At 46.2% G+C, this 16,112-nt stretch carries 13 protein-coding genes; 10 read left to right on the top strand and 3 right to left on the bottom strand.

The window, feature by feature from the left end; translation table 11 throughout:
- The first annotated feature begins 194 nt into the window (after window positions 1-194).
- The 4 genes from B5Z18_RS18695 to B5Z18_RS18680 are packed head-to-tail and all read left to right on the top strand — an operon-like array spanning window position 195 to window position 4,920.
- Window positions 195-770 carry a glucosaminidase domain-containing protein gene (locus B5Z18_RS18695; RefSeq protein ID WP_159454356.1) on the top strand — a complete coding sequence of 192 codons (576 nt, stop codon included), beginning with the start codon at window positions 195-197 and terminating at the stop codon, window positions 768-770.
- Between the two features lie 20 nt (window positions 771-790).
- Complete coding sequence (locus B5Z18_RS18690; protein ID WP_079471025.1) at window positions 791-2,191, top strand: SGNH/GDSL hydrolase family protein; 1,401 nt, start codon at window positions 791-793, stop codon at window positions 2,189-2,191.
- A complete protein-coding gene (locus B5Z18_RS18685; RefSeq protein ID WP_079471024.1) occupies window positions 2,163-3,449 on the top strand; it encodes a GDSL-type esterase/lipase family protein in 1,287 nt (428 codons plus the stop codon). Before B5Z18_RS18690 ends, B5Z18_RS18685 begins: the two co-directional genes overlap by 29 nt.
- A complete protein-coding gene (locus B5Z18_RS18680; protein ID WP_079471023.1) occupies window positions 3,436-4,920 on the top strand; it encodes an MBOAT family O-acyltransferase in 1,485 nt (494 codons plus the stop codon). Before B5Z18_RS18685 ends, B5Z18_RS18680 begins: the two co-directional genes overlap by 14 nt.
- A 6-nt stretch (window positions 4,921-4,926) precedes the next feature.
- Here the strand turns inward: B5Z18_RS18680 and B5Z18_RS18675 are convergent, their stop codons facing one another.
- On the bottom strand, window positions 4,927-5,847 hold the full coding sequence (locus B5Z18_RS18675) for a helix-turn-helix transcriptional regulator (protein ID WP_079471022.1): 921 nt from the start codon (window positions 5,845-5,847) through the stop codon (window positions 4,927-4,929).
- 253 nt (window positions 5,848-6,100) lie between these two features.
- Between B5Z18_RS18675 and B5Z18_RS18670 the strand changes: the two genes are divergently transcribed.
- Window positions 6,101-7,348, top strand: a complete 1,248-nt coding sequence (locus tag B5Z18_RS18670) for a porin (RefSeq protein WP_235015959.1) — start codon at window positions 6,101-6,103, stop codon at window positions 7,346-7,348.
- Window positions 7,349-7,353: 5 nt separating this feature from the next.
- Here the strand turns inward: B5Z18_RS18670 and B5Z18_RS18665 are convergent, their stop codons facing one another.
- Complete coding sequence (locus tag B5Z18_RS18665; protein WP_168771500.1) at window positions 7,354-8,403, bottom strand: sensor histidine kinase; 1,050 nt, start codon at window positions 8,401-8,403, stop codon at window positions 7,354-7,356.
- Window positions 8,404-8,577: 174 nt separating this feature from the next.
- Window positions 8,578-9,261, bottom strand: a complete 684-nt coding sequence (locus B5Z18_RS18660; protein ID WP_079471020.1) for a response regulator transcription factor — start codon at window positions 9,259-9,261, stop codon at window positions 8,578-8,580.
- Between the two features lie 379 nt (window positions 9,262-9,640).
- On the opposite strand from B5Z18_RS18660, the gene B5Z18_RS18655 reads away from it, so the two are divergent.
- From B5Z18_RS18655 to atpF, 5 genes are all read left to right on the top strand, one after another.
- A complete protein-coding gene (locus tag B5Z18_RS18655) occupies window positions 9,641-11,839 on the top strand; it encodes a hypothetical protein (RefSeq protein WP_133256264.1) in 2,199 nt (732 codons plus the stop codon).
- Window positions 11,840-11,974: 135 nt separating this feature from the next.
- Window positions 11,975-13,735: an ABC transporter ATP-binding protein gene (locus B5Z18_RS18650; RefSeq protein ID WP_079471018.1), complete on the top strand. Its 1,761-nt coding sequence runs from the start codon at window positions 11,975-11,977 to the stop codon at window positions 13,733-13,735.
- A 233-nt stretch (window positions 13,736-13,968) separates the two neighbouring features.
- The gene (atpB, locus tag B5Z18_RS18645; protein WP_235015958.1) at window positions 13,969-15,117 is read left to right on the top strand and encodes a F0F1 ATP synthase subunit A; all 1,149 of its coding nucleotides are present in this window, start codon (window positions 13,969-13,971) and stop codon (window positions 15,115-15,117) included.
- Between the two features lie 94 nt (window positions 15,118-15,211).
- A complete protein-coding gene (atpE, locus tag B5Z18_RS18640) occupies window positions 15,212-15,469 on the top strand; it encodes an ATP synthase F0 subunit C (protein ID WP_079471016.1) in 258 nt (85 codons plus the stop codon).
- A gap of 126 nt (window positions 15,470-15,595) precedes the next feature.
- Complete coding sequence (atpF, locus tag B5Z18_RS18635) at window positions 15,596-16,090, top strand: F0F1 ATP synthase subunit B (protein WP_079471015.1); 495 nt, start codon at window positions 15,596-15,598, stop codon at window positions 16,088-16,090.
- The last annotated feature ends 22 nt before the right edge of the window (window positions 16,091-16,112 follow it).

The raw sequence follows: 16,112 nt of genomic DNA, 5'->3' as shown, positions 1-16,112 counted from the left end.
ATCAAAGGGGATTGGCACAAATAAGAGGTACAATTTTTTTTAACAAGAGATTAACGGGTTAGATAAGAAAAAGAGGAGAACGTATTGTTTAAATTTTTAAAGTAATATTGCGGTGTGATCATCGTTGATATGTGAGGTAAGAAATGATGCTGAAAACAAAGAAGGAACTATCACCTGTATCAAAAAATACTACCATGAGAATTTCAACATTCTTTAAGAGGACAGTATGGTTATGCGCGGTGTTATTATTGCTAATGCTCAGCAATGTTGGGTTTGCACAACAATCCACAAACAGTTATTTAAAGAAATTTAAACCGGTTTCTGTAGAATTGATGCAGGAAACTGGTATCCCGGCAAGTGTTATCCTGGGGATAGCTATGCTGGAATCAGGCACCGGAACAAGTAGAAATGCAAAGGTGCTGCACAACCACTTCGGGATTGTAGGGAAAAATAACATTTCCAAGGCAAAGCCAGGAGCCCGGTCAGTGTACAAGCAATATGTGTCAGACATGGCTTCCTATGAGCATTTTGTGGAAGTACTGGCACGTAAGAAATGGTTCGGCGAAATGAAGGGAAACCCCGAATTTACGCTGTGGCTCAAAAAAATGAACCATAGCGGTTATTCATCTGCCGGCCATGAATGGATCAAACGAGTGACAAATATTATTAACCGCTATAAATTGTATAAGCTGGACGCAAGTATGGATAGCGTGGCAACGGAATCAGAAAAATGGTTAACCGTAGGCATGCCGGCAGCAGGCGATCAGTGATGTGCAACAGATCATAAACTATGTCCGGCAAAAATAAGTCTGCCTATCCGTTTTATATTATTTTAGGAACTTTAGTTTGTGTAGTAGGGCTTTCACAGCTCAATTACACTTTTTCATACAAAGACTTTCAATTCCGGAAGCTGGATATGTTATCAGACCTGAGAACAAATTCCACTTCCCCGGACGATCAAAAGCTTACTGCAGCCGGCAACGACAGCAGTAAGCTTTCTGGTTTAGATAGCACCCATGCTAATCCAAATGTGCCTAACCCGGATCATACCCACGACTTCATGTCGTATACCGGCATTATGGAATATGCTTCCCCGGTGCCCGGCGATTCCATCGTTGGGATGAAACAATTCCTCACCGCCCTCAAAGAACTGAAAGCCGGTAAGCGCCGCAAAGTAAGGATTGCCTATTTCGGCGACTCCATGATTGAAGGCGACCTGATCACCGGTGATCTGCGCGACAGCTTACAGCATTACTTCGGTGGAGGAGGCGTAGGATTTGTTCCCGTAACCTCTGTGGTAGCCTCTTTCAGAACTACTATCACGCATACTTTTTCTACCGACTGGAAAGATTATCACTATAAGAATTCACCACCATCTAATGTCACCCTGGGTTTATCCGGACATACTTTTTATCCTGGCGGAAACAGCTGGGTGAAGTATTCTCCTGTGAAAAAGCCATTGCTCGATAAATTCAGCGAAGTGTCTGTATTGTACGGTCCTGCTGAAGCCGGCACCATTACTATTAACGATAAAGCCTATACGATTTCAGGCACTGAACCGGTGAACAGGCTGGATCTGCAGCAGGATACCGGCGCCACGTCCGTAACGCTCCGCAATGCTGGCAGCGCCATGCCTTTTTATGGTGTTTGCTTTGAAAACGGGGATGGTGTGTATGTAGATAACTATTCGTTCAGAGGTATTAGCGGCGTGGAACTGGGCCGCTTGTCTGCCAATATGATCCGTCGCATGCAGCAGGAACGGCCTTACGACCTGGTGGTAATGCATTACGGCGCCAATGTGTTGTTCCGTCCGGAACTTACCGACTACAGCTGGTATGAACGCCCGATGAAGAAGGTGATGGACTCACTTCGCCAGGATCTGCCGGCGACTTCATTCCTGATCATTGGTACTGCCGATAAATCTTACAGAAAAGCCGACAAATATATTACTGCACCCGGTGTGGAAGCATTGCTGAAAGTTCAGCACAACCTGGCCGCCAGCCACGGTACAGCCTACTGGAACCTTTTCGCCGCTATGGGCGGAGAAGGCGCTATGGTAAAGTGGGTAGAGGGAGACACTGTGATGGCCAACAAGGACTATACACACTTTAACAGAACGGGAGCAGCCAAAGTAGGATCGCTGCTTTACAAAGCTATTATGAATGAATACAGTCAGGCACAACAACCTTAGCGCGAAATGGGTGGCAGTGCTTTTACTGATACTCAGCGGATTTACAACTTATGCACAACAATCGGCAGATGCCGGCGCTATCCAGCAGGATACTGCCTTGTATCGTGTTTTTTCCTCGCTCTATGAAGCAGATAGTAATGTAATATCCATCCTGCACCTGGGCGACTCACATGTGCAGGCAGGCTATTTCCCACTAACGGTTGCTTCCCTGTTGCAGAACCAGTTTGGTTATGCAGGCAGGGGATTTGTTTTCCCCTACAACCTGGCCGGTACTAACGGCCCGGAAGATTTTAAGTGGAACAGCACCGTAAGATGGGCATCGGAAAGAGTAGTAGATCGTAATAAGTCTGATGTACTGGGGCCCGGTGCAATTGCCATCATTTCCCAGAATGATGCACCTACTTTGTCTTTCGCCGGTAAAACAGACGGTGCGATGGATAATAGCTTCCGTAAAGTAACGCTGCTGTATGACGCCGGAAATACCAACAACACATTAGTAGTGCCGGATGCTACTGTAACGGTAACGCCTGCACCTTTTCCCGGTTCTTCCACCCTGAGCAAAGCAACCCTCGATTTTTTACAAACGTCGCAGTCTTTCCAGGCAAGATGGGAAGGCACCGGTAGCGGTCCTTTCAGGTTTTACGGCGCCATTATGGAAAACAGCCGCAACGGGGTGCTGTACCACAGCGTAGGCATCAACGGCGCCATGTTTCAACACTACAATGAAATCAGCAACATCCTGCTGGCACAAATGGCTGTGCTGAAACCCAAACTGGTCATCATTTCCCTGGGCACCAATGAAGCCTATGGCGGCAGAATGGACCCGCTGGCCTTCAGGGATGAAATAGATAAAACAGTAACGCTCATCCGGGAACAGGATCCTTCCGTAAATATCCTGCTTACCACGCCACCGGATTGTATGCGTGCGGTGCGGAAAGCCACCCGGAAAAAAGTAGGTAAAAAGAAATACAGAACGATATATAGCACTGCGTATTATCCCAATCCGTATATCTCTATGGTAACGCAGCAAATCATGGGATATGCCCGGCAACATGGCATTGCCTGCTGGAATTTTAATGCGGTGAATAAAGCGCAGAAAGGTAGATTTGCAGGAGCATGGGCGCCCGACCATATTCACTTTAATGCAAGAGGATATCAGTTACAGGGACAATTATTATATGAAGCCCTGCAACGTTCTTATACACATTATCTACAGCAAACAAAGAAAAATCCAGTAACCTCCAATGATCGACATTAATAAACTGCTATACGAACTGTCGTACCATGAGTCAGACCCGGTCCTTTTTAACAGTGGGTTCTTCTTTTATTATTTTGCGATATTCCTGATGTGTTACCTGCTGGTAAGCAGGAATAAAACTGCCAGGGTATGGGTGTATACGGTATTCTCCCTCTATTTCTTTTATAAAGCCTGCGGCTATTACGTAGGACTGGTCATACTTTCAGCGATTGTGGATTTTAATTTGTCGAGATGGATCCATGAAAGCCCCGACAAAAAAGTGAAGAAATCCCTGCTGGTACTAAGTATCTTTTTGAATATAGGGCTGCTGTTTTATTTCAAATACACCAACTTCTTTATAGGGATGATCAACGACATCACAGCGGGGCATATTTCCACGCTGAAGCTGATCCTGCCTATTGGTATCTCCTTCTATACTTTCGAAAATCTTAGCTATACCATAGATGTTTACCGGGATGAAATTAAGCCGGTAGATAATTTCATGGATTATCTTTTTTTCCTGTCTTTCTTCCCGAAACTGATGATGGGGCCTATTGTGCGTGCGGCAGATTTTATCCCGCAGATCTCGATGCCTTACCGTCTCAGCTCAGAGGATATTGGCAAGGGGATGTACCTGATAATGGGGGGATTGTTCAAAAAGATTGTGATCTCGGATTTCATTTATCAGAACTTCGTACAATATATTTTTGATGATCCCAGCAAGCATACGGGCCTGGAATGTTTGATGGGCGTGTATGGCTATGCGTTGGTGATTTATTGTGACTTCTCCGGTTATTCTGATATGGCATTGGGTATTGCCCGGTGGACCGGTTTTAAAATTCCGCCTAACTTCGATTCTCCTTACCAGAGTTCTTCCATTACAGAGTTCTGGCGCCGCTGGCATATTTCCCTGTCCAGCTGGCTGAGGGATTACCTGTATATACCGCTGGGCGGTAACCGCAAAGGCAAGGTGCGCCAGTATGTTAACCTGGCGCTGACGATGCTGATTGGTGGCTTCTGGCATGGCGCCAGCTGGAACTTTATTTTCTGGGGAGCGATGCACGGCGGTGCACTGGCGCTCGACAAAGTGCGTATCGACTACCTGAAGAAAAGCAAAACAGTGATCACCGGGTGGAAAGCCAGTTTTCTGAAAGTCCTCGGTGTGCTTATCACATTCCACTTTGTGTGTTTCTGCTGGGTATTCTTCAAGGCATCTACTTTCCACGATGCGTGGTCGCTGATCCACCAGGTGGTATATGACTTCCAGCCAGAAATTGCGCTGGAGCTGTACAACGGCTACACCGCTGTATTCTGGGTGATGATACTTGGCTTCATATTACATTTCCTGCCTTCAAAAGTGGAATTTTCTGTAGAGAAAATACTGGGACGTATCCCGGTAGCAGGTAGCGTAGCCATCATGGTAGCTTTCATTTGGTTGCTGGTGCAGGTAAAAAGCACGCAACCTATGATCCCGATTTACTTCCAGTTCTAACCTGATTTACCGTTTTTGCCACGGGATATAGATTTCAGATTCATTTTCGCCTGTGAGCGAGATGAAGAAATGGTTGCCGCTCATTTTGAAATATCCTGACCGGCAGCTGTTGTTAATGAATTCATACATGGGCAATCCTGCTGCTGCAAAGTTCATGGGCACAGGCAGCTTTTTGTAGTTACCTGCCGGAACACGTTTGGTAAAAAGACTGAATGGTTCCTGAAAGGAGCTCCGTACCTGGTTGTGCGCTTTGTCGTACTCGTTATGCATAGGAATCATAATCCCCACATACATCAGCATCCTTGAATAGTCGGTAACAGGTACAATGTCCAATGTGCCGGTGATAATCATGGCGCCGGGCAGTTCGAGCGACGTTTTAATAGCATACAGCTGCTTCTGGTAATTGCCCAGGTAGTCTACCATTGTTCTCACAGGATCACTGTTCCGTGGAAGGATGTTATAATACAACATGTAATCCTGCAGCTTTATATCCTCGGTCCGGTCCGGGGTGAAAATAACGTGTTGCGGGTCGTCATGTGGATTAGAAGCAATTTTGGTGCGTGCCAGTGTATTCTTTTCGTTTACGAGGTAAAGCCTGTTGCGGAAGCTGATGGGCGCTTCGTGAAAGAATTCCCGGAATGCCTTGTTGAAGCTGGATTGTGTATACCCGCACAATTCACTGATTGTTCCCACACTGTAATCGCTGTGCCGCAGATATCCTGCGCCTGCTTCCAGCCGCCTTATTTTGGTGAAATGGATGTACGACATCCCATACATTTCCGCAAACTTGTGCGAGAAGTTGTCAACAGATTCGCTGATCAGCGCCGCTACTTCCTTCAGTCCGCGATCGCCCTGCGGATCGTCATGAGATAGCGCAATGGCCTGTTGGATTTTCTTCTCCCAATGGTTAAATGTTGATGTTTTCATGGAGGCATATTTTGGAGTATGCCGAATTTAAGGGAAAGTCCGCCGGCAACAGAGGAGCGGGCCGGAACAGGACCGTATTAACGAGCGATTAACGATTTAAGGCCTCCCGCTTTAAACAACTGGGTTAAATAAAGGCTAATTCTATACTTTTGCGCAATAATTTCAGAACCTGATGCGCACTGCCAGAATTTTTCCGATCGTTATTTTGATGTTATGTTTCACGGGAACTGCCCGTGCGCAATTCCTCATGGATATGATAGACACTACCACTGAAATGGGAAAGGGGATGATATCCATGTATATGAAGTACGATGCGCTGCGTTTTAGCGGCTATATCCAGCCCCAATTCCAGATGGCGCAGTCGAGAGGTGCCCAGAGCTACGCGGGGGGAAATTTTCCGGCAGCCTCGGATAATCGCTTTACCCTGCGACGGGGACGTATCCGGGTGGATTATGAGCGCTACAACAAACAGGATATGCCGGTAGTGCAGTTTGCTTTTCAGTTCGACGGAACAGAAAGAGGTGTAAATATCCGCGATTTCTATGGTCGTTTTTTTGAGACGAAATTCAATTTGTTCTCACTGGTGGGAGGGATGTTTGCCCGTCCTTTTGGTTATGAGGTAAACCTTTCGTCGGCAGATCGTGAAACCCCCGAGCGCGGGCGGATGTCACAGATCCTGATGCGAACAGAGCGTGACCTCGGGGCAATGGTATCTTTTGAACCCCGCCGTAAGGATCATCCCCTGCGTTTCCTCAAAATAGATGTGGGGGCTTTCAACGGGCAGGGACTCACGGCCACTACCGACTTCGACAGCCATAAAGATTTTATAGGCCGCATTGCCATAAAGCCACGGAAAATAAAGGGTACAAAAAGCCAGTTATCGGGTGGGGTTTCCGTGTTGTACGGCGGTATGCAGCAGTTTACAAAGCAGATCCGCACCATGGGGACCACCGACGGCAAGCCTGCTTTTATGATAGATTCCTCGGTATCCAATGTTGGGAAAATTGCGCCCCGGCATTATTACGGCGCAGATGTGCAATGGAAGATTTCCAATGGAGAAGGGAAAGGATTTACCCAGTTTAGGGCCGAGTACCTCCGCGGCCGGCAAACAGCTACTGCCTTAACTACCGAAACGCCGGGCGTTATACCGGTGGAGGCCGACGGAAGGCTGCAACCCCTCTATATCCGCAATTTCGACGGGGCTTATCTCTATTATATTCAAAACCTGGGTAGCATAAAACACCAGGCTGTACTCAAATACGACTGGTACGACCCCAATACAAAAGCGAAAGGGAAAGACATCGGCGCTCCCGGCGCAGGACTCACTCCCGCGGATATACGCTATAACACTGTGGGTATTGGCTACCTGTATTATGCAAACGAACACCTGAAGTTCATGGTGTATTATGACTGGGTAACCAACGAAAGCACCGATCTGGATGGTTACAAGGACGACCTGAAAGATAATGTGCTTACCTGCAGGATGCAGTATCGTTTCTGATTACTTTATTCTCTTCCGGATTCCATCGTAAACCCAAACGTACTGCCTATTTCGGGCTTGCTGCGCACGGTAATGGACTGGTCGTGGGCTTCCACAATGTGTTTTACGATAGCGAGTCCGAGGCCGGTACCGCCAATATCGCGGCTGCGCGCCCTGTCGGTACGGTAAAACCGTTCAAATACACGCGGCAGGTGTTCTTCTGCCATGCCGATACCATCGTCGGAAATTTCGATCAGCACTCTTTTTCCATCCATGCTGTAAACGCTGGCAATGGTATGCCCGTCCGGTTTGCCGTATTTGATGGAGTTATCTACCAGGTTAATGAGTACCTGGCGGATCTTTTCTTTATCGGCGTATACCGGCTGCGGTGCTTCGCAGCCTTTCTTGATGCTGAATTTAATGCCTTTGGTATTGGCTTTCAGCGACAGGGTATCAAACACATCTTTGATCAGGTCCTGGATTACGAATACTTCGGCATTAACCGTCATTTCGCCGCTTTCCAGTTTGGATATTTCATCCAGGTCATCGATCAGCCGGCAAAGGCGGTCGATGTTTTTGGTGGCGTTTTTCAGGAACAGCTTATTTACGTTGGGATCTTCCAGCGCGCCATCCAGGAGGGTGTGAATATAGCCCTGAACGGCAAAAATGGGCGTTTTCAGCTCGTGGGAAAGGTTCAGCAGGAACTCTTTACGGAACTCTTCGTTCCGGCGCAGGTTGTCCAGTTCTTCCTTTTTCTGGCTGGCCCATTTTTCCACATCTTCACTTACTTCTTCAATAGTTTTCAGGGGAAGAATATTCTTTTGGAAAAACTCTTCTCTCTTGGACGCTTTCGTTTGGTAAATGAATTTATAGATCAGCTTTATCTTCCTGTAAATAAAATTCTGCAGGGTATAAAGGTACAGGTAATATGATACCAGGAAAGTCAGCACAAAGGCTCCCACTACTACTTTCCAGTTGCCATCTATCACCAGGCTGCCCAGTGCAATAACGGCTGATATCACCAGGGCTGTAAATCCCGCTAACTTCTGAGGGGACAGGTTTTTTGCTTTAAACATACTCCAAAGTGAGTAATTAAGGTAATAATGGGAAATTACTTTAAATTTTTTACTTGACAACAGTAATAGCTTTTGACCGCCGGCATTTGCCTGCCGGAGAACGATGTTTTGGTGGGATTTGAACAGGCTGCCGGCACTGTACTGCCAACAGCCAAAGGCTAACGGGGCGGGTGGCTACATTTCAAATTTATAGCCAACGCCTTTTACAGTAGTGATCAGGTCGATCCCTATTTTCTGGCGTATTTTACGGATGTGTACATCGATGGTGCGGTCGCCCACAATCACTTCAGTACCCCATACCTGGTTAAGGATTTCGTTGCGCAGAAACACACGGCCGGGTTTGGAAGCCAGTAACTGCAGCAGTTCAAATTCTTTTTTCGCCAGGATGATTTCCTGTCCTTTGTACGTCACCGTGAATTTCTCCCGGTCGATGATCAGGTCGCCCAGTGTTACACGGGTTTCCTCTGGTTTGTGCAAACGGCGGAAGAGCGCGTTGATGCGGCTTACCAGCAATTTGGGTTTAATGGGTTTGGCGATGTAGTCATCCGCTCCCATGTTCAGCCCGTCTACTTCAGATTTTTCATCATTGAGCGCAGTTAAAAACAATACCATCGTGTCTTTGAACTCAGGGATCTTCCTGATTTCGCGGCAGGTATCGATCCCGTTCTTGTTCGGCATCATGATATCCAGCATAATCAGATCCGGTCTGAATATTTTTGCTTTCTGGATAGCCTCGCTGCCGTCTTTCGCTGTTACGGTATCGTAACCCGCTGTTTTGAGATTGTAACTGATAATTTCCAGAATATCCAATTCGTCATCTACTACCAGAATTTTTCCTGCAACCGCTTGGTCTATCATAAATTTTGCTTTTAAAAAGACGGGACAAAATTATAAAGCCATCTCCGTGATTAATGGAAAATTAACATTATGAAATTGTTAATTCAATATCAGACTGGTTTTCCGCGTTCCAAGGCAAGGTACGCCAAATAACAATGCTGTATCAATATGCCAATTATTCAACATTCATAGGGAGGTGATTATGATCATACTGAATAACCACCTTCTTTTTCACGATTATTTTGAACCGGTCACAGGCTGCAAACGACAGTTCTAGTTATAGATAGAATAATTAAAATATATTTCCCGCTAAAAAACAAAAGATAGCAACGAAGTGCTGGCAAACTCTGTATTTGGTTGTAAATTTGCTATCTGGTCCTTGCGAAAAGATCACTTTAGTATGAGAAGATTTTTATTAATAATGACGCTGACGGTCCTGGCGGTCAGCCAAATGCAGGCACAAAGCAGCCACCATCCGATTCCAATCAGCAGACAGGGATTTCATGACAACATCGATAAAGAACAGGCCGCTGCCGCCAAGTTTGATGGCAAAGCTGATGACCTCGTAAAAGTATCTGATGACCAGACTATCAACCTGCAGGTAACCAACGCCCTGATCAAGGAGGTAGACGACATGCAGCAGGAGATAGAAGACAACGATTCACTGGATCACCGGCTGAAAGTAAAGTACCTTTCTGCCATCTATGTAACGCTGAAAGATTATAATCAGAAACGTTCGCGCCGTAACATCGACCCGGAAGAAGCGCCCGCTATGATAGCCGCCTTCCGCAATATGATGCATGCGGATATCAAAGGACAAAGCATTTTGCCCTATATCAATAACCTTTCTTACGACGCCTCCGAAAGGATCATCGAATCCTTCCGGGATAACCCCGGCTACAAAGAAGCCAGGGGACAGGTATTCACAAAATATGCTTTCAGCAACCTTGAAACCGTAATGCCCAAACTGGGAGATTATCTCAACTATCCGGGCACCGATTCCATTGTAGCCGCCGTAGCCCGTAAATACCCCAACCAGGTACTTACCTACGCTACCTCCTACACGCCAATGGCCAATGCCATCAAGCGTAACCAGGATCCTATTGTACAACAGATTGTACGCATCGGACAGTCGCCCCAAAGCACCAAGATATTACCTTTTATAGATGAACTCCTGGCCGGCACCACCACTGTTGATAAACTGGAAGCCATTGTAGACAACGACTACCAGTACTTCAAACAAATGGTGAAGTCCACCATCGCGTTGCAGAAACTGAAAGCTGACGGGCAAAATCCATTCGGCCTGAAAGCCATGATGGAAAACATGCAGGCAAAATCGCTGCTGTATATCCGCTCGGTAAACGACCTGCATGAAGAACCCGCCCCGGTGAGGTTCGCCATCGTTAAAAACTTTACGCCGGAAGAACTCTACTACCTGATCATCAACGGCCAGGAAGAACTGTATACCTCCAGCTATACCAATCACAGCAACGCCGGTTTATACGACCAGATGATGCTTCGCATGAAACCTCCGCGTGGCGACAGCTTACTGATGGTGGTGAATTTCGACCGCTTCAAGAAGTTCATCGCAATGGCTGCCGGCTTCAATACCCTGGATCACTTCCTGAAATCTATGGCCCCGGAAAATTCCAACTATCTCATGCAGAAATATGTGCAGAACCTGGAAAAAACCGAAGACCTGGAAGATGCGGTGGACGTAGCGAATTCCTTTGGCAGTATCCGCGACGAGAAACTGCTGGAATTCCTCCGTGTGGAAGTGAAGAAGAACCTGAACTACGTAAAAAAGCATAGTGATAAACGCGGTACGGTTATCTATCAACTGCTCAGCAGCTTGTTTGAAACCGAATCAAAATCAGAAAACGATTCTTCCAAAGCCACCGATATGGCTGCCAAGCTCCAGCTGCCGCCAATCAATTATGTTACCTATAATACGCTGGAAAGCGACAGTGGCAGGGTATACCAGCAGGTATTTTTTTATGGAGATAAAGACGGACAGGAATCTTTCGCCAGCTTCATGACCAATTTCCCTTCGTCCGACTGGAGAGTGAGCAAAAATAAATACTGGGCTACCATCACTTCGCTGAAAGGAAAAGCCACTACCATTTATGCAAACCTGCCCACAGATGAACCTGCGGATAAAGAGGCGATTTCCAAACTGTCTGAATACCTGGATGAAAACGATATCCATCCTACCATTTTCATTCACCGCGGCCACAGTTATCATATCAATACCACACTGGAAAATCTCCAGAGCTCCGCTAAGATAGTAGTGCTGGGCTCCTGTGGCGGTTATCATAACCTGGCTACCGTACTGGAGAAATCACCGGAAGCGCATATCATTTCTTCCAAACAGGTAGGTACCCGTTTTGTAAATGAACCGATCATTCACAGCCTGGAAGACCAGGTACGTTCCGGTAAAAATGTGGACTGGGTGATCATGTGGGCGCAGCTCACGAAGAAATTTGCAGGAGATGCCCGTAACAAGGACCTTTTCAGTGATTATGTACCGCCTCATAAAAACCTCGGCGCCATATTCATTAAAGCTTACAAGCAAATTATGAAAGACGAAAAGAAGTAACGTATTTTATCAGCATATTACAGAAAGGCGCAGGATTCCTGCGCCTTTCTTTTTTGTATATCCCGGGTGGCCTGTAAACCCTCCGGCGTAATTATTTTTTATCGTACGTTTGTTGAGTAGTTTAAACCTGGCACATTGGAAAATCTTGCGGTAAAGAAAGTATTTGATTTCAGTTTATTACGGCGCATATTCTCATTCGCGGCCCCTTACAAACGATCCTTCTACATCTCCATGATATTAACGGTTGTACTGGCCGCTATTTCCCCGTTACGCCCTTACCTGATCCAGGTAACGGTTGATAAATATATAGCCGGTCAGCTGATGCAGATGCTGATCCTGGTTACTGTTGTACAGATAGGGTTGTTATTGCTGGAAACAGTGGTCCGGTTCTATTTTTCCTACCTCACCAACTGGCTGGGACAATCTGTGGTGAAAGACCTGCGCGTAACGGTGTATAAAAAGATTGTACACCTGAACCTGGCATTTTTTGATAAAACCCCTATTGGCACGCTCACTACAAGAACGATCAATGATATTGAAGCGATCAATGATGTGTTTTCCGAAGGGATTATTTCTATTGTGGCGGATCTGCTGATGATCATTGCCATATTGGGGGTGATGTTTATGGAAGACTGGCGCCTGACGCTCATCAGCCTGTCGCCTTTCCCGATACTGATCTTTGCTACCTATATCTTTAAAGAAAGTGTGAATAAATCCTTTTACAGGGTCCGTAATGCGGTGTCGGCGCTCAACGCCTTTGTGCAGGAGCATCTCACGGGGATGGTAGTGGTGCAGGCGTTTACGGCGGAGAAAAGGGAGTTTGCCCGTTTCAAACATATTAACAGGGAGCATCGCAAAGCGAATATTGACGCCATTTTTGCTTATTCCGTTTTCTTCCCGGTAGTGGAAATTATCCTGGCTATTTCCCTGGGATTAATGGTATGGTGGGGCGCCAACAAGGTGCTGAATTACGAAGTAACCCAGGGAGTGATGATCGCGTTTATCATGTACCTCAATATGCTGTTCCGCCCGCTGCGGATGCTGGCGGATAAGTTCAATACGCTGCAGATGGGTATGGTGGCCAGCGAACGGGTATTTAAAGTACTGGACAACCAGGATTATATCCCCGACAGGGGGCGCCAGAGCGCTGAGAAGATGAAAGGCGCTATCACCTTTGATAATGTAAGTTTTGCGTATATAGATGATCGTTATGTGCTGAAAAACATCAGCTTTCATGCAAATCCGGGGGATACGGTGGCGATTGTGGGGCATACCGGTTCCGGTAAAACTACCATCATCAGTATCCTGAACAGGTTATATGAAATTCAGAAAGGTAGTATCCGGATCGATGACATTGAGCTGCCGGCTTACTCGCTGGAATCGTTGCGCAGCAAAATAGGGGTGGTGTTGCAGGATGTATTCCTGTTTGCCGGATCCATTTATGATAACATTACGTTGCACAACAGCAATATCAGCAGGGCGAAGGTGGAAGAGGCTTCCCGGCTGATAGGGATCCATGATTTTATCATGCAGCTGCCTGGCGGGTACGACTACCAGGTGATGGAGCGGGGCAGCACCCTTTCCCTGGGGCAGCGTCAGCTGATCTCCTTTGTGCGGGCGTTGCTGTACGATCCGGCCATCCTCGTGCTGGATGAGGCTACGTCATCTGTGGATACCGAGTCGGAAATGATGATCCAGCAGGCGATTGACAAGCTGATTGCCGACCGTACCGCTATTATTATTGCGCACCGTCTTTCTACCATCAGTAAGGCAGATAAAATTATCGTGCTGGATAAGGGGGAAATTAAGGAGATGGGTACCCACGAGGAGTTGCTGAAGCAGGAAGGGTTTTACTTCAAGCTGCATAGTATGCAGTTTAACGTGAGTAAGGTATAGGAAAATGAATTAAGAAAATATTAATATGAAATACTTTAACGGGCTGTTGATTTCAACAGCCTTTTTTTATGGGAAAAAAACAGTCATTTTTTAGTTACAAGAAGCTGGTTATCAGTATAATTACGATATATCTTACTTTTTTTCCGTAGTCGCTTAATTTTGAAGATAAAAACGAGTATCTTTGCGCAAAATTTCAGAAAACGGTGATTTCTTTCAATTGGTTCAAACATAGAATGGTAGCACTTGTGTTGGTTTTAGGCCTGCACAGTTTTAGTAATTTTTCCTTTGCACAGGAAGTTTCCCACCATGAAACGGCAGCAACTGCCCCTCATGAAGGAGAAGAAGGTAAGGGGGGAGAAGAAGGTGAGCCTAAAAAATTTGATGCTAAGGAAGTAATTCTGGGACACGTAAAGGATGCCCACGACTGGCACCTGTTCAGCATTGGTGAAAAACACGTAACTGTTCCGTTACCGGTGATCATTTACAATCCTGCACGCGGTACCTCCGTATTTTCGTCTTCTAAATTTGAGCATGGTCATGCGGCGTATGATGGTTACCAGCTGGTAAACGCGCACTACCTGCATGAGAAAGGGCTGGATCCGGCCAAATACATGGATGGCAAGGTGATCGCAGTGGATGCCAATGGCAATCCAACCGACGAGCCGATCTATGATTTCTCCATGACCAAGAATATCACTTCCATGATCATTGCTGCGGTATTGCTGGTAATCCTGATGCTGAATGTAGCGAAGGCTTACAGGGTACGTGGTTCCAAGAAAGCCCCTAAAGGTTTCCAGAGCCTGATGGAGCCGGTGATCATTTTCATGCGCGATGAAGTGGTAAAGCCTAATATTCCCGGTAAGCATGCAGAAAGGTATACGCCTTTTATCCTGACGATATTCTTTTTCATTTTGATAAACAACCTGTTGGGTCTGTTGCCTGGTTCTGCCAACGTAACAGGTAACCTGGCGGTAACGGCGGCACTGGCTATCATCAGCTTTATTGCCACTATGTTCAGCACCAACAAACATTTCTGGGGTCACATTTTCAATCCTCCGGTTCCGTTTGGCGTTAAGTTTATCCTGGCGCCGGTAGAGCTGATCGGTGTATTTACCAAGCCGGTTTCACTGATGATCAGGTTATTTGCCAATATCCTGGCAGGTCACATTATCATCCTGAGTATTATATCCCTGGTGTTCATCTTCGGATCTTTAAATAAGGCAGCCGGTTATGGCTTCCTGCCTATCACTGTTCTGTTCAACATTGTAATGATGATGCTGGAATTGCTGGTAGCATTTATCCAGGCGTTCATCTTTGCTAACCTGACAGCCGTATTTATTGGCCAGGCAATGGAAGGTGCACACGATGAGGCACACCACTAAGCATACAGGAATTAGCTTTTAGCCTTTGCCAAAAAGTTAAATACCAACCGCTTTATTAAATCGAAATTTTTTATAATTCAAATACATATTCATTATGGCACTTTTGTCTATTTTATTGCAGGCTGCTGCTGCATCTGGTCTGGCTAAAGCTGGTGGTGCTGTTGGTGCTGGTATCGCGGCTATCGCTGCTGGTATTGGTGTTGGTAACATCGGTAAGAGCGCTCTGGAGTCTATCGCTCGTCAACCAGAAGCTGCTAACGACATCCGTGCGAACATGATCCTGGCTGCTGCGCTGGTTGAGGGTGTTGCTCTCTTCGGTGTAATCGCTGGTCTGTTGGCGGTAGTTCTGTAAGCCAAACTTTTTACTGCATCCGGCGCACAGGGCAATGGATGCAGTAATCTTTTGTTACAGACAAATCATCAAACTACCTGAAATCAGAAAATATCAACATCAAAAAAATAATAAAATTCTAATTATATGGATCTGTTGCAACCCGCGTTAGGCTTGTTTCTTATTTCATTATTCATTTTCATCGTCGTTTTCCTGATTCTGAAAAAATTCGCCTGGACTCCCATCCTCGCTACCCTGAAGGAAAGGGAAGGTTCCATCACTGAATCTATCGCTACTGCAGAAAGAGTAAAGGAAGAAATGGCCCAGATGAAAGCTGAACATGAACATGTGCTGGCGGAAGCTAAAGCTGAAAGAAGCAAGATCCTGAAAGAAGCTAAAGACGCGAAAGATATGATCATCAGCGAAGCCAAAACACAAGCGCAGGCAGAAGCAAAGAAGATCATCAGTGAAGCTTACACCGCTATCGAAAACCAGAAAATGGCTGCGTTAACGGATGTGAAAAACCAGGTAGGTAACCTCGTGATTGAAGTAGCAGAGAAAGTGCTGAGAAGAGAACTGGCTGATAAAACAGCACAGGAAGGTTACGTGAAACAACTGGCAGGAGAAATCAAATTGAACTAAGATATTAGCCATTAGCTCTACA

This window comes from Chitinophaga ginsengisegetis (genome assembly GCF_900168065.1).
In the GTDB taxonomy this organism is placed as follows: domain Bacteria; phylum Bacteroidota; class Bacteroidia; order Chitinophagales; family Chitinophagaceae; genus Chitinophaga; species Chitinophaga ginsengisegetis.
Note: the sequence above shows the minus strand (reverse complement) of the source record. Positions and strands in the feature narration are given on the sequence as shown.